Raw genomic sequence first — 16,142 nt, 5'->3', positions numbered from 1 at the left:
CCAAACCCGCGAGCTAGAGCGTTTGCCGAAAAACATCCTGAACGGCTTATTGACGCCAGAATGATGGCAACTTAACATCGCGCCATCACATTGATATCACTTCGCCGTTTCGAGGGACCGAACAGACCAATTGCACGCTGATGCAATGGTCGTTTACGCCACGCTTTGGACCTTCTGACCCAAGCGCGCACTTACCCCCCTTATGACGTATTCGCTCTGCAAACGCCCCCAGCGTTTGCCGTGTCGGGACGGCCGTGTCTGTGAATTGCCCCTTCCATTGTTGCCGATCGAAACGAGACCTTTTGACATGGACGTTCGCCACTACGCCTTCCTCGCTGGCCAGCCCTCTGCTGCGGTCAAAAATCGCGAGCACTTCTGGGGCATGCCCAAGCGTGGTTTGGCGTTCCTGTTGGCCAACGTCATGTTCTGGCAGCCGATGTGGGCGCAGGCCGACGGGATTGTGGTGGCCTCGCCGGGCACCAGTCTCGGGCAGGCAGGCAACGGTGTGCCGATCGTCCAGATCGCCACGCCCAACGGCAGCGGCCTGTCGCATAACCAGTTTCACGATTACAACGTCGGCACTCAGGGCGTGATCCTCAACAACGTCGCCAACCAGACCGGCGCGACGCAGCTGGGCGGCATCATCGTCGGCAACCCGAACCTCACCAACCGAGTCTCCGCACAAACCATCCTCAACGAAGTGGTCGGCGGCAGCCCCAGCCAGTTGCGCGGTTACACCGAAGTGGCGGGGCAGTCGGCGCGGGTGATCGTGGCCAACCCTTATGGCATCAGCTGTAACGGTTGTGGATTTATCAACACCCCACGCGTGACGTTGACCACCGGCAAACCGGTGCTGGACAACGGTCGTCTGGATCGTTTTCAGGTCGATCAGGGCAGCGTTTCCATCGACGGCGCCGGGCTGAATGCCAACAACGTCGACCGCTTCGAAATCATCACCCGCAGCGCGAAGATCAACGCCGAGATTCAGGCCAGGAACCTGACCATCGTCGCCGGCCGTAACGACGTCAACGCCGACAGCCTCAACGCCACTGCCCGCGCCGATGACGGCAGCGGCAAACCAGGGTTGGCCATCGATTCCTCGGCGTTGGGCGGCATGTACGCCGGGGCGATCAAACTGGTGGGCACCGAGGCCGGCGTCGGGGTGAAACTCGATGGCAAACTGATCGCCAGCGGTGGCGACATCCAGCTCGATGCCAATGGGCATCTCAGCCTGGCGCAGACATCGGCCACGAACGGCGCAGTCAACATCAAAGCCGTCAGCCTCGATGCGCGCGGCCCGGTCTACGCCGGCACGGCGCTGAACGTGCAGACCCAGGGCAACCTGACCAATCAGCAAACCTTTGCCGCCCGGGACAGCATCACCCTGAGCGCCGGCGGAGTGCTGACCAACAACGGCATCATCGAAGCCGGGGTCAACGCCGACACCAGCCGCAACGCCACGGGGGATGTGAGCCTCAGCGCGCAGAACCTCAACAACACCGGCAAGAGCGTGGTGGCCAGCCGTAATCTGACGGTCAATACCAGCCAGACCCTGAGCAACCAGAACGGCACGCTGAGCGCCGCACAAACCGCCAACATCACCGCCGGGACGTTGGATAACCAGAACAACGGTCGGGTGTTGAGTAGTGGCGCGCTGAGCGTGACGGCCAATCAGGTTTTCAACACCAAGGGGGTGATCAACAGCACCGGCCATCTCACCGGCAACATCGGCCGGCTGAACAACACCAGCGGCGAACTGAGCAGCCTCGCCGACGTTGTCCTGACCCTGACCTCACTGGATAACGTTGCCGGCCTTGTGACAGCCGGTCGCCTGCTGGACATCACCGCCAGTGGCGGCATCAATAACATCGGCGGCACCCTGGGGGCGAAACAAGCTCTGACAGTCCGTGCGCAAAACCTCGACAACAGTCAGCAAGGAAAACTGAACAGCGAAGGCCAACTGACGACCCGCGTCAGTGGTCTGCTAAACAACCAGAGCAAAGGGCTGATCCAGGCCAACGGCGCGATGGATGTGCAAGCCACGCGCCTGGACAACCGTGAAGGCAAGATTTCCGGGATCAACACACTGACGGTCAGCAGCAACAACGCAGACAACCGCAACGGCGTGATTCGTGCCGATCAGACGTTGAAGCTGCTGGTCACCGAGCTGGATAACAGCGCCAAAGGACGCCTCGAAAGCAAGGCTGCACTGACCTTTGACGGCAACAAGGTGGACAACCGCAACGGTGGTCTGCTGACGGCCAGCGGCCTGATCAGCCTCAAGGCCAAGGAGGTCGCTAACGATGCCGGCCGGATCTCCGGCAAGGGCGATGTCGAGGCGAACATCGACGCCCTCAGTCAGCAGGGCGGTGAACTGGTAGCCGAAGGTAATCTGAAGCTCACCGGCAAAACCCTGGACAACCAGAAAGGCGGCCTCGTCGCGTCCCTCAAGTCACTGACGGTCAACGTCGATCAGGTCGACAACCGCGGCGGTTCGTTGTCCAGTCAGACCGACATGCATGTCAACGGCAAGAGCCTGAACAATAGCGACGGCGGCAAAGTGCTGTCCGACATGACCCTGGCACTGAAGGTCGATCAGATCATCAACCAGACCGCAGGTCTGATCTTCAGCAAAGGCGCGAGCACGCTCAACGGCATCGGGCTCAACAACGTCGCCGGCAAAATTGTCAGCCAGAACAGCCTGGTGTTGACCTTCGACAACGTAATGGACAACCAGCAAGGCCTGATCAGCAGCGAAGGGACGCTGACGCTAAACGCCGGCATTCTGGACAACCGACTGGGCAAACTGTCCAGCCTCGAGGCCATGGAACTCACCACGACGGCTGCGCTGCAAAACCAGGGCGGTTTGATCGCCTCGCAAAAAGGCCTGACGCTGGTCAGCGGCAGCCTCGACAACGGTGATAAGGGCGTCATCAGCGCCAAGGCTGCATCCACCGTCACCACTGGCGAATTCAACAACAGCAAAGGCGGCAGTCTGGCGACTGACGGTACGCTCGATCTCACCGCCAAACATTTGGATAACAGCGCCGGCCAGATTGGCAGTCAGCAACAGTTGAACGTCTCGGTCACCAGCCTGGATCAAGACAACGGCGAGCTGTTCAGCAACAGCGACCTGACCCTAGACCTGAACAACGGTCTGCTGAACAACCAGCGCGGCAACCTCCATACACCGGGTCTGTTGCTGTTGAAAAACCTCAATGAGGTGAACAACAGCGGTGGTGAAATCTCCGGTGCCAAGGCCTACAGCCTCACTGCGAAAAGCCTGAACAACGATGGCGGCAAGTTGCTGAGCAACGAGAAACTCACCCTCGTCATCGACCGTGCACTGAGCAACGTCAAAGGGTTGATCGCCTCCGCCGGCCTCGACAGTCGCAGTGCCAGCCTGAACAACGCCAGTGGTGAAATCCGTGGTCGCGGCGAAGTAGATCTCACGGTCACCGACGCTTTCGATAACCAGGCCGGCGTGGTCATTGCCGATGACGGGCTGACCATAAAAGCCGCCAGCTTCGATAACCGCCAGGAGGGTTTGGTAGGCGCCACAAAAGCGCTGAAACTGACCGTCGATGACATCGATAACCGTAACGGCGAACTGTCGAGCAAGGCTGATGTGACACTGGTCGGCCAACAACTCGACAACAGCGACGCCGGTTACATCCTGGCCGGTGGCAACCTTGCACTGACCGTAGGCAAGGTCATCAACCGCAACAAAGGGCTGCTGTCCGGCGACGCCGGGCTGACGCTGACCGGGCAAACCTTGGAAAACAGCGGTCGCCTGACCACGCTGAACAACCTCACGGTGAACCTCACTTCGGACTTGGACAACAATCAGGGCAGCCTCGTCAGCGAGGGCGAACTGGCAATCGATGCCCAGAGCCTGAGCAACAACGGCGGCACGATTTCCAGCGCCAAGGCGCTCACAATCGATAGCAAAGGCGCGGTCAGCAACCAAGGCGGCAAACTGCTGACCGACACCACACTGACCCTCACTAGCACCAGCCTGGATAACCAGCAAAAAGGTGCGATCAGTAGCAAAGGTGGCATGAGCATCACCACCGGCGCACTCAATAACAGCCAGGCCAGTATTTATGCGGGCGACAATCTGGAGCTGAGCGCCGGCCAAGTCACCAACACCGGCGGCAGCATCGGCGCGGCCACCTCGCTGGTTGCCAACATCAGCGGCCTCGATCAGCAAGGCGGCAAACTGTTCAGCAAGGGCACCTTGAGCCTGGACGTGAACGGCGGCGCGCTGAATAACCAAGACGGTTTCATCAGCGCACCAGGCCAGTTGCTGCTGAAAAACCTTGCTGACGTGAACAACCGCAACGGTGAAATCTCCAGCGAGGAAGCCTTCGACCTGGTCGCCAAACAACTGGATAACAGCGATGGTCGACTGCTCAGCAATCAGAGACTCACGCTGCACATCGACAACGCGCTGACCTCGGTCAAAGGCAAAATCGCCGCCGCAGCATTGCAAGTCCGCGCCGCCAGTCTGGATAACAGCACCGGCACAATGCTCAGCGATGGCGATCTGCAAGTGACCGTCGACGGTCTGCTGACCAACCAGAACAAAGGCCTGATCAAAGCCGCCCAACAACTCACCCTCAACAGCAACGGGCTGGATAACCTGGGCGGTACGCTGCTGGGTGGCACTGGCCTGAGCATCGATCTAGGGGCAGCACCTGCCGACCTGAATAACCAGAACGGCCTGATCAACACCAAGGGCGTGTTGAGCATTGCGCACCTGCGTGACCTGAATAACCAGAAAGGCGAAATCTCCAGCGTCAACAGCTTCAGTCTGACCGGCAACACGCTGGACAACCGCGGCGGCAACCTGATCAGCAATGATCAATTGACCCTCAACGTTACCCGCCTGAATAACCAGGGCGGCCTGGTTTCCGGTTGGAACAAACTCACCGTCAGCGGCGGTAGTCTCGACAACAGCCAGGAAGGCACGCTCTCCAGCCTGCTCGGCAATCTGAACATCGACCTCAGCGGCGCGCTGATCAACAACGCCAAGGGCGGCCTGGCGGGTAAAGGCGAGGTGACCATCACTGCCGCCAGTCTCGACAACAGCAACGGCATCGTCACCAGCGGCGGCAAGCAGACCCTGACGATGACTCAAGGCGCGATCAACAACACCTCGGGTGGCCTGATCGAAAGCAGCGGCACACTGGCTATCAGCGCGGTCTCCTTGAACAACGCGTCGGGGACAGTCACTGCGAACAAAGCCCTGACCTTCACCGGTACGAGCCTGGATAACAGCAACGGCAGTCTGGTCGGCGAAGACAGCGTCACCCTCGATCTGCTCGGTACGCTGACCAACATCAAAGGCTCGTTGGGTAGTACGGGGTCGCTGGTGATCAAGCGTTCCAGCAGCATCGATAACCAGGGCGGCCAGCTACTCAGCCAAGGGTTGTTGAGCCTGTTGACTGGAAACCTGAATAACAGCCAGGAGGGCACAGTGGCTGCCAATAGGCAGCTCGACCTCACCGCCACCGGCAGTATTCGCAACGACGTCGGCGGCCTGATCTCCAGTCGCGACGCAGGCATCAACCTCAAAGCCGCGTCCCTCAACAATGCCGGCGGCGCGCTGCAAAGCCTGGGGGCATTGACCCTGGACGTGAAGGGCGGCGCCATCGACAACCAAGGCGGCAAGGTCATCGCCCAGAACGGTGAACTGAACATCACCGCCGCCAGCCTCGACAGCCGCGCCGGTGTGCTGTCGAGCCTCAAAGGTTTGCTGCAGACCCGCCTGACGGGCGTATTGCGCAACGGCCAGGGCGGCAAGATCGAAGGCAATCGCCTAGACCTTCAGGCCTTGGGCGGAATCTACAGCGACGGCGGACGCATCGCCGCCAACACCGGCGACATTCTGCTTAACGCCGGCAACGCCGCTATCGATAACAGCAACGGCGGGATCTACGCAAAAGGCCTGATCAAGGTTATTGGCGGTGCGCTGAACAACAACGCCGGCAAGATCAGCGGCGATGGTATCGACGTCGTTCTCGATAGCAATCTCACCAACCGCGGCGGTTTGATCGAAAGTGCAGCCACCCTCGCCGTGCGTGCCGCCAGCGTCGATAACCAGACGGGCAAACTGCGAGCGTTGGGCGTCGGCGGGAAAACCAATTTCCAGATCGGTAGCCTGTTCGATAACCGCAATGGTTTGGTGGAAACAGCCAACACTGACCTGACCCTCGCGACGCCGAGCTTCTTGAACTCGGGCGGTACCGTGACTCATGTGGGCGTGGGTGAGTTCGATATCTCGACGGCTAACGTCATGAATGCTGGAGGTTCGCTGGTGACGCGTGGCGGGCTGACGTTGAATGCGGATAGCTGGATTAACAGCAGTGTGATTCAGGCGGGACGGTTGACGGTCAACGTCAATAACTTCGCGCAAACCGCAAGCGGACAACTGTTGGCTTCGAACCACCTCGAAGGTCGGGGCGTGAACTGGACCAATGATGGTTTGATTGCCAGTGATGGCAGCCTGGATGTGCAGTTGAGCGGGAACTATGGCGGCAATGGTCGCGTGAGCAGCCTGGGCAATCTGACGCTGACGGCTGCGCAACTCGGCTTGACCAGCACCGCAAGCATCGGCGGTGGCGCACAAACCACGTTCAACATCGGTGGGTTGCTGAGCAACTCCGGCGGACGGCTGACTTCCAATGGCGGCTTGACGATCAACGCCGGTGGAGTGAGCAATACCGGGACGTTGGGGGCTGCGCAGGATCTGACGATTAAAACCGCGAGCCTGGTAAACAACCGCGGGCTGATTTTCAGCGGCGGCAACATGAACCTACTGGTCAATGACTTCACCAACCAGACTGGCGATGTTTACAGCATTGGAAATCTGACGATTGCCGGAAGGGATGGTGGTCGTGCCAATACCGTCAGCAACCTGGCGGCCTCGATCAATGTTGACGGTGATTTTTCACTGTCAGCCAACAGCTTCAACAATAAAACCGAGGGTGTCATTGGCGAGGAAAAGTTTATATCCGGCGACATCACGTTTGATGGTTCCGCCACCTTCTACGTCAATGAAAGCTATGAGTCGCAATCTTCGATCAGCGGACCTCGTGCGTCGCTCACTGTGGCCGGAAATCTGACCGGGAATGTCGGGGCCTTCACCAACACCGCTTCGTTGATCTCGGCGGGCAAGAACATCAAACTCGACGTTGATACCTTCGATAACTTTGGGCTGCAGTCGGGCAGTTTCACCCGTTCGCGAATTTACAAGCTCGGTGGGCTTCCCGATCGCCGGCCCAGTTGGATAACTGTGGATCTGGAGAACTATGCAAACAGAAACTCCAAGTATGTTTATGACTACACGGAAAGTTGGCATGAGCCCGATAAGGGTGGGACTCATTGGGACTATGTGAGTCTAAACAAACAATTAACCAGCAAGATCAACCCAAAATACGGCATCGGGCCTGAAGTCGCGGTGCCTGCACCTATTCTGGCCGGTGAACTGAAAAATGATGACCGCATTTTCACCAATGGCGGCGGCAGCGTGCCCTCGATTGTTCAGGCTGGGCAAACGGTAGAAATCAACGCTAAAACCACGATCAACAACGGCAACCTCAACCCTTACACCAATTTTGGCGGAGTTACCAAGGACACGGCGGACACCGGGGTCAAAAATTCCGCCAAACCGACCGTGGTTTTTTTGAATCCGCAGTTGCCACCGGACCTGGCCCAACAACAGGTCAACCCGCTGACGCTACCCGGTTTCACCCTGCCAACGGGCGATAACGGTCTGTTCCGCCTTAGCGGCAAAGGCGGCACCGAGCAAACGATGGTACCCGGGCAGAGCTGGACTATTGGTTCGGTTACGGCCAGTACCACGCAACGCTCGGACGGCATGCCTGTCAGGCAAGCCACCGAACTCCAGTTCGACAAAAACGACCCGGTCTCGGTCAAAAATCGCGAGCTGGCCCTGGCCAGTCGCCCGTCGGTGAATCTCAACGACAAAGCCGCTCAGATCAACGTCACTGCCGCCGCCGGTGACGGTCCGGTCGGTGTGCTGTTGCCCGGGAACCCTTCCTTCAATGTGCCGCGTGTGCAGGGGCTGCCTGACACCAGCGTGCGCTCCAACCCGCACAAATACCTGATCGAAACCAACCCGGTACTGACCAACCTCAAGCAGTTCATGAGTTCGGACTACCTGTTGGCGAACCTCGGCTACAACCCGGACACCAGCGCCAAACGCCTGGGCGATGGCTTGTTCGAGCAACGTCTGGTCCAGCAATCGATCGTCGCTCGCACCGGCCAACGCTTCATCGACGGCCAGACTTCCGACGAAGCAATGTTCAAGTACCTGATGAACAACGCCATCGCCAGCAAGGACCAACTGAACTTGTCCATGGGTGTGACGCTGACCTCCCAGCAAGTTGCCGCCCTGACCCACGACATCGTCTGGCTCGAAGAGCACGTAGTGAACGGTGAAAAAGTCCTGGTGCCGGTGCTCTATCTGGCCCAGGCCAACAACCGTCTGGCACCCAATGGCGCATTGATCCAGGGCGGCGACGTGACCCTGATCGCCGGCCAGGACCTGAACAACGCCGGCACCCTGCGCGCCACTAACAACCTTTCGGCCGAAGCCGGCAACGACCTCACCAACACCGGCTTGATCGAGGCGGGTGATCGCCTGACGCTGAAGGCGGGAAACAACATCGTCAACAAATCGGGCGGGATCATTTCCGGTCGTGACGTGACGCTGACTGCCACCAATGGCGATGTGATCAACCAGCGTGACGTGACCGGTGTTGATGTCCGCCGGGGTGGAAGTCTGCTCCATCGCGATTACCTGGACAGTGCTGCGCGAATCGAAGCGGCCAATGATCTGACCATCAAGGCCGGTCGTGACATCAACAACATCGGCGGCGTGATGAAGAGTGGCCAGGACCTTGAGTTTGATGCCGGTCGGGACGTCAACATCACCTCGGTCCAGGATCGCAGCACCAATGCGCGTGGCAGCCATTTTCTCAACCAGACCATCACCCAGCATGCTGCTGAGGTGACGTCTGGTCGGGATCTGTCGATCAGTGCTGATCGTGACGTCGCCATCGTTGCCAGTCGCCTGGACGCCAAACGTGATATCAGCGTCGATGCCGGTAACGACATCGTCATCACCTCTGCGGCCAACGAGAGCGATTACGTCTCGCGCAGCAAAAAACGAGCGCAGGAAACCCACAGCACCACGCAACAAGCCTCCGTATTGAATGCCGGTCGGGATATTGCACTAAATGCGGGCAACGACCTGGGCATCATCGCCAGCCGGATCAAGGCCCAGGAAGACATCAGCCTCGACGCGGTGCAGGACATCACTGTCGCTTCGGCAAAGGACGAAAGTTCTTCCTATTACTACAGGAAGAAAACGGGCTCGTTCGGTCGCAGCAGTACCACTCAAAAAGAAAGCTACGACAGCACCAATGTGGCCTCGGTGATTGATGCCGGCCACGATCTGACCGTCAATAGTTCCAAAGATGAAGACGGAGCGGTCAGCCTCGATGGTGGGCGTAACGTCACCATCATCGGCAGTCAGTTGAAGGCCGGTAACGATTTGGTGGTGGGCGCGACCAACGACGTCGCCATCCTGTCTGCCACCGAAGAAACCGGTGACTACAGCAAGAAAACCAAAACCGGTCTGTTCGGCATGTCGAGCAGCGGCAAGAGTCAGTTGCAGACCACAGTCACCCAGATCGGTAGTGAACTGGATGCAGGCCACGATGCGGTCATTCTGGCGGGGCGCGATGTGCGGTTGAACGCCAGTGAAGTCAATGCCGAAAATGATGCCGAACTGCACGCCGGGCTGGTGGACAAAACCGGTGACATCACGCTGTCGTCCTCCGATGATCTGGCCTACAGCCGTGCCGAGGAGTACAAGAAAAAGCTGGGTCTGACGCTCAAGGACGCTATCGGCTGGGCGGTCGGTACGCCAAGTTTCGGGGGTGACATTACTGTCAACTCGTCACACAAAGAAGGGCGCGAGGTGGTCAGTTCCAACAGTGTTGGCAGCCAGGTCAACGCCGGAAATGACGCGATTCTGAATGCGGCCCGTGACATTAATGTCATCGGCAGCGGCATCAGCGCCGGAAACAACGCGAAGCTGGATGCCGGGCGTGATGTCAACGTCGTCGCCTCCACCGATCAACAGCGCAGCAACAGTTGGGAAACCGATAAAAGCACCGGACTAAAGCAAAACGTCGATAACAACGGGTACACCACGTTTGTCGGCAATGAAACCATCAAGCACGGGGTCGACAGCAGCGGTTATACCGCCGCCGGCAGTTCCATCGATGCCGGATGGAACCTCAAGGTAACGGCTGGTCGCGATGTAAATCAGCAGGGCTCTGACTTGGCGGCTGAAAACAACATCAAGCTCAAGGCCGGTCACAACATCAATATTGATGCGGCGGAAGAAGCCAGCATCGTCACCACTCGCGACAGCGTGAAACGTACCGGCTCGACCACCACCGTCGCTTACAACTACGGCAACACTGTTGATAGCCTCAAAGGCACTGGCAACGGTGAGGATGGGGTCAGCAAGGGTTCCAGCGTTCTGAAGTCAGTCGATGCCCTTGATCAGTTCTTCAGCGGGCCTAAGTTTGATGGTCATCTGGGCTCATCCAGTACTAGCCAGACTCACACCCAAACATCGATAACCAATCGCCCATCCAGTCTGTCGGCCGGTGGCGACATCACGCTTGAAGCTGAAAATGATGTCAACGTGAAAGGCAGCCAGTTCGATGCCGGGCGCGATATCAATGTCTCTGGCCGTAACATCACCTTCGATGTAGCGCACGGCGCCGAAAACAGCGAAGACAATCAGACCCAAAGCAAGGGCGGTATCAAGGGGGGCACCAGCGGCGGGTTCAAACTGGGTGTAGGTATCAGTAATGCTGGCAACCAGGGCGAGTCGAGTCAAGGCACCTCTACCGCGACGCAACTCAATGCCGGTGGCAGCATCAATCTGGACGCGAAAAACGATCTGACGCTGATCGCCACTCAGGCGACTGCCGAACGGGATATCAAACTCAAGGCCGGCAACGACCTGAACGTGTTGTCCACACAAAATGCTTACAGCAGTGAAAACGACCGCCGCAGCTGGGGAGCAGAGGGCGGCATCATCCTCGGCAAAGACGGGTTTGGCATCTATGGCTCCGCCAATATCGGTATTGGCGATCTTAACCGTGAAGGTGTGAAGCAGCAGGAAGCCTACCTGTACGCAGGCAACAAGCTGGACTTTGAAAGTGGACGTGACACCAAGATCGCTGGCGCCACATTGCGTGGCGATGAAGTCATTGGTGATGTGGGTCGCAATCTAACAGTGAGCTCGGTGCCGGATACTGGAAAAGTGCGTGGGCAGGAACTGGACCTGAGCATCACTGGTTCGTTTTACGGTGTTAGTGGCTCGGTCGGGTATGGCAAAACCACTGGCCAGACCAACTGGGTCGAAAACCAGACGGTGATCAACGGCAAAAACAAAGTCGATATCCGCACCGAAGGCCACACGCAGCTGGATGGCGCAGTACTGACCGCCGACAATGGCAATCTCAAGCTGGATACCGATACTCTGGGTTTCCGCAATATTACCGGCAAGGACAACGAGCACGGTTACTACCTGAATGTCAGTGGTAGCTACGGCGCGGAGGGTGGCTCCCAAGCCGACAAACCCAACAAAGGCATGGAAGCGCCGGACAAGAACAGTTGGGCGGTAGAGGGTTACAACTACACCAAGGATCGTGAGCAGACGCTGAATGCCACGGTGGGTGCGGGAGAGATTGTCGTGCGCCATGACAAGGCAACCGGGCAGGACTCCACGGCCGGGCTCAACCGCGATGTGAACAAGGCTTACGAGGTGACTCGGGATGAGGAACATCGGACGGATCTGTATGTAAGCAGTTCTTCGATTGATGCGGTCATGGATCCGGTAAAAACCGTCAATGACTGGAAGAACAACGTCGTTGATTTCCCCAAGAACCAGAAGGAGCAGGTCACCCAAGTCTTCGATGCCATTGCCGACAAATGGAATGAAATCCAGGCACAGCACGTCGATAGCAGCGATGTGCCGAAAAACGTGCGGGACATGTTTGGCGAAGAGCGTGCCCTTACTATCACCAAGAATCTTGTGCGCGCAGGTGCAGATCCAAAAACGCTCGAGTCCCTTGATGAGAAGGTGCTGAACGCACTGGGTGATTTTGCCAATCAAGCGGCGGCTTTCGATGGCAAGCTGCATGTGCTCAATGACGGTCAAGATGGCAACGGTGGCACTCAGTCTGGCTGGCTACCGGGCACTACGTTTAATCTTGGAGAGGTAGTCATCACTGACGGTCCTCGTAACACGGGCGAGGCCATGCTCCTCCCGCTCGTAAATGCGTTGAAACTTGCCACCAATGTCAATCCAGAGCAGATACAGGCGATTTCGCTGTCTATCCAGGCAATCATGGGGCCTCTGAAGCTCGTGGTCAGCTTGGCAGCTAATGTGGTGATCGAGCAGACAGAATTAAAAGACAAAGTCGATCGGCTTAAAGAGGAAAAAGCGATCGAGTTGGCGGCTCTGCTCACCGACCGTCCTGCGGGGTATTTGAAGACGTTGCATGAGGACGCCAAGTCGAACGCCGACAGCGTTCTGAAAGGCGATCCGTATGTTGTGGCTACTGAGTTTTTGATTGATGCTGTGCTGGGTGAGGTTAAATCGCTTGGTATAAGGGGGGCAAGCAGGGTACTGGCTGTCAGCACAAAAGGAAGTGGCAGGCAACCAGACCCTGATACAACCCCAAGCAGGCCCACGGTTACAAAAATTGAAAAAATGGAAGATTTTTTCAAACAACCTGGTTTTGGCAGTGAACTGTCGGAAGGTACTAGAAAAACGTCAAAAAGATATCAAGGGCAAACGGTATTTAAAGCGACTGAAAAAATTGGGGAAAATATTAAGAAAGGTGATCAAATATATTTGGATAACCTGCACAAGGATCACTTGGAGGTTTTTGATAAATTTGGTGATGTAAGGTTTGTTTTGAATCTGGATGGTTCAAGAAATATTGAAAAAACGGATAAGGCAATCGCGGCAGGCAGGAAACTAAAATGAATGATTTAGATGTGGTGAAGGTTTTTATTGTTCAGTTGGTGCAGGACAGAAAAGGTAGCTTTGATGATGGTGTGTGGGAGGCTGATTACAAGTTGAATTGGGACTCCGAGTTTGCCGAGAGAATGGGGAAAGGACTTTTTAATATCGCAAAAGCAATGTCTGCAAGAAAAAGCGAAGATGAAGTTATGTTGAAGGCGGCTCTATTGCATGCTCGTGTGGACTTTATGGATTTGGCCAATTTTTTTAGAGATATTTATGACGATATCGACACTCTTGTAAGAGATAAGTCGTGGCCTGAAATACCGGAAAATTTTGATTATGAGCAATAAGCGGGATCTAAGGGGGGCGGATTTATTTGTCTGGCTTGTCCAGAAAATAAATCGGTCCCCTTTTGTTCCGTCCCTTTTGTTCCATAAACCTTGAAGCAGGGGAGACGCATGGAACTGAAGTATTACTATATATTCGGGGGGCATCACGCTATTTCAGGGGAGGTACTTTACCTGGCAGCGATGGTTTCATCGGGAGAAAATGCCCAGCGCTATGAGCTGTATATATGCTCTGTGCTGGACGCTATTGCTCAAACCCAACAGGGATGCGACCGACTGCTTCATTGCATTACATCAATCGAAAATGGCTCGGAAATATCCGTTAAGGGCGGGGGAAATGATGTTGAGCTGACCATGGACGCTTCAGGTGTACAGGTCGACATCCTGATCAACGACGACTGGGTCGGACAACCCGAGGGTAAATTTACCCTGCAGGAATGGCGTCTGGTACTGGAGCAGTGGAGGTATTTCCTTGGACTGCCTGAATCCTTGGAAACAGTAGTCACCGTGAAACTGTCGTAGAAAAAATCCAAACGCATCAGATTTATTTGTTCGCATAACGGGAAACGGGCAACCAACAGGTCGCCCATTTTCATTCACTCCGCAGCCAACGCCCGCAACCGCCTACCAATCACATCCATCAAATCACAACCATCGCGCAACGGTATGGCCAGCAGTTTTGCAAAGTCGGAAAGCACCACCGTATCGCAACCAATTTCAGCGCGAAACGCGATGTTTTCCAGCACCTGAGTAACGGTGCGGATGCGGTAGTCAGCCATGGCGTGCAGAACATCGAGTGGAGCTTGGGTGTCGATCAGCAGGCCACCTCATGCAACGAAATGCCTAAGCAAAAGGCGAACGCAACGCCCCTCTACTGTCCATCGACCCCCACCCCCAAACGGATCCATTCATTGACGCCAGAATACTGGCCATCTAATATCGCGCCACCATTCTGCTATCACTCTCCATTCGAGGGATCGAACATGTACCCACCCGCCCTCGTGGCGAGGTTGTGCCTGGCTTTGCTGTGCCTTTCTCCGCTGAATCTTGCTCACGCCGCCCCCACCCCCGGTGAAACCGATCTGATCCGCGAACGTCAGGATCGGTTGCTCGAAGAGCAGCGTCGGCGTCTCGAAGAGCTCAAGGAATTACCCGGCAAGGAAGCCAAACCCACGCCACCGACGGCCCCGGCCGATGCCCGTTGTTTCCCCATCAAGGACATCGAGCTCAAAGGCGCCGACAGTCTCTCGGACGGCGATAAAAATCGTCTGCTCAAGCCTTACATCGGTCAGTGCCTGGGTGTCACGCAGCTCAACGAGTTGCTGAAAGTCATCACCGATCACTACATCGAGAAAGGCCTGGTCACCAGCCGCGCCTACTTGCCGCAGCAGGATTTGTCCGGCGGACATTTGAAGGTGCTGGTGGTCGAGGGCAGGCTCGAAGGGTTGAAGGGCGCGGAGGGCGGCAAGCTGTCGGACCGTGAATTGGGTATGGCTTTTCCCGGCAAGAGCGGTGATCTGGTCAATCTGCGGGAAATCGAGCAGATGGTCGATCAACTGAACCGCTTGCCATCGAACCAGGTGCAGATGGAGTTGGCCCCGGGCAAGAACGTCGGTGGCAGTGAAGTGCTGGTCAAGAACACCCCGAAAAAGCCCTGGCGTGCCGGGTTGTCCCGCAGCAATGAAGGCCAGCGCAGCACCGGCGAGCAACAGTGGGGGACAACGTTTGATTGGGACAGCCCGCTGGGCCTGGCGGATCAGTTGTCCATGCGCGGCAGCCACGATGCGATGAGCGATCACCAGCACACCTCCGGCAGCGCAATGCTCAATTACACCTTGCCGTGGGGCTGGTGGAACTTCAGTTACGTATACAACCACACCGAGTACCGCTCGCAGATCGCCGCCAATGGCTACAACTTCAAGCAGACCGGCGACAGTGAAAACCATCAGTTGCACGCCGAACGAGTGATTTACCGAGACGCACAAAGCAAGACGTCGCTGACGTCCGGTCTTTCCTGGCTGGGCACCAATAACTACATCGAAGACAGCAAGCTCGACTTGAGCAGCAACCGCATCAGCGAAGCGCAGTTAGGGGTCAACCACGGTCGGCGCATCGGCGGGGCTTACGCAAACTTCGACCTGGGTATGCAGGAGGGCATCGGCGCTTTTGGCGCTCAGGATAACGGCCATCCCGGCCCGGGCGAGCCGGATGCACGCTACCGCAAATACGCCGCGACCCTCAGCTACCTGCACCCGTTCAAACTGTGGGGCGAGTCGTTCCTGTTAGGCAACATGCTCACCGGCCAACGCAGTGAAGACGTGCTCTTCAGTTCGCAACGCACCAGCCTTGGCGGACAATCGTCGATTCGTGGTTACAAGGATCAATCCTTGTCCGGCGACAGCGGCGGCTACTGGCGCAACGACCTGAGCTGGACCCATCCGGTGACTCTGGACTGGATGCGGCCGTTTTTCACCGAATACAGCACCGGCCTGGGTTACGACGTGGGCGTGATCCGCAACGATCGCTACAACGGCGAGCAGCATGGGCGTCTGTCGGGCAACGCACTCGAGTTTTCGGCAACGGGGCCGCATCTGGGCTTCAGGTTGACCTTTGCTCATTCCCTGGAACGCCCGGACACTCTGACCGAGCGTGAAGCGCCGATCTATTTCCGCGTGGATTTCTTCCTCTAGTTACGCCTCTTC

The 16,142-nt window shown here is 57.1% G+C and carries 5 protein-coding genes; 4 read left to right on the top strand and 1 reads right to left on the bottom strand.

Annotation, left to right across the window (positions count from 1 at the left end; translation table 11 throughout):
• The first annotated feature begins 307 nt into the window (after positions 1-307).
• The 3 genes from ACYZT2_RS21665 (at position 308) to ACYZT2_RS21655 (ending at position 13,962) form a co-directional block, all read left to right on the top strand.
• Positions 308-13,114 carry a hemagglutinin repeat-containing protein gene (locus ACYZT2_RS21665; RefSeq protein WP_461967199.1) on the top strand — a complete coding sequence of 4,269 codons (12,807 nt, stop codon included), beginning with the start codon at positions 308-310 and terminating at the stop codon, positions 13,112-13,114.
• The gene (locus tag ACYZT2_RS21660) at positions 13,111-13,443 is read left to right on the top strand and encodes a hypothetical protein (RefSeq protein ID WP_461967197.1); all 333 of its coding nucleotides are present in this window, start codon (positions 13,111-13,113) and stop codon (positions 13,441-13,443) included. Before ACYZT2_RS21665 ends, ACYZT2_RS21660 begins: the two co-directional genes overlap by 4 nt.
• A 108-nt stretch (positions 13,444-13,551) precedes the next feature.
• Positions 13,552-13,962, top strand: coding sequence for a hypothetical protein (locus tag ACYZT2_RS21655; RefSeq protein ID WP_461967195.1), 411 nt, complete (start codon positions 13,552-13,554; stop codon positions 13,960-13,962).
• A gap of 74 nt (positions 13,963-14,036) precedes the next feature.
• Here the strand turns inward: ACYZT2_RS21655 and ACYZT2_RS21650 are convergent, their stop codons facing one another.
• A complete protein-coding gene (locus ACYZT2_RS21650; protein ID WP_461973212.1) occupies positions 14,037-14,261 on the bottom strand; it encodes a hypothetical protein in 225 nt (74 codons plus the stop codon).
• A gap of 162 nt (positions 14,262-14,423) precedes the next feature.
• On the opposite strand from ACYZT2_RS21650, the gene ACYZT2_RS21645 reads away from it, so the two are divergent.
• Positions 14,424-16,130: a ShlB/FhaC/HecB family hemolysin secretion/activation protein gene (locus ACYZT2_RS21645; protein WP_461967193.1), complete on the top strand. Its 1,707-nt coding sequence runs from the start codon at positions 14,424-14,426 to the stop codon at positions 16,128-16,130.
• Positions 16,131-16,142: the final 12 nt, after the last annotated feature.

The organism is Pseudomonas sp. MDT1-85 (assembly GCF_054898065.1).
This window is presented reverse-complemented; position numbering and strand designations above follow the sequence as displayed.

What these genes read in the sequence shown, in the direction of transcription:
- ACYZT2_RS21665 (WP_461967199.1), top strand. Translation starts at nt 308, where the DNA reads ATGGACGTTCGCCACTACGCCTTCCTCGCTGGCCAGCCCTCTGCTGCG.
- ACYZT2_RS21660 (WP_461967197.1), top strand. Translation starts at nt 13,111, where the DNA reads ATGAATGATTTAGATGTGGTGAAGGTTTTTATTGTTCAGTTGGTGCAG.
- ACYZT2_RS21655 (WP_461967195.1), top strand. Translation starts at nt 13,552, where the DNA reads ATGGAACTGAAGTATTACTATATATTCGGGGGGCATCACGCTATTTCA.
- ACYZT2_RS21645 (WP_461967193.1), top strand. Translation starts at nt 14,424, where the DNA reads ATGTACCCACCCGCCCTCGTGGCGAGGTTGTGCCTGGCTTTGCTGTGC.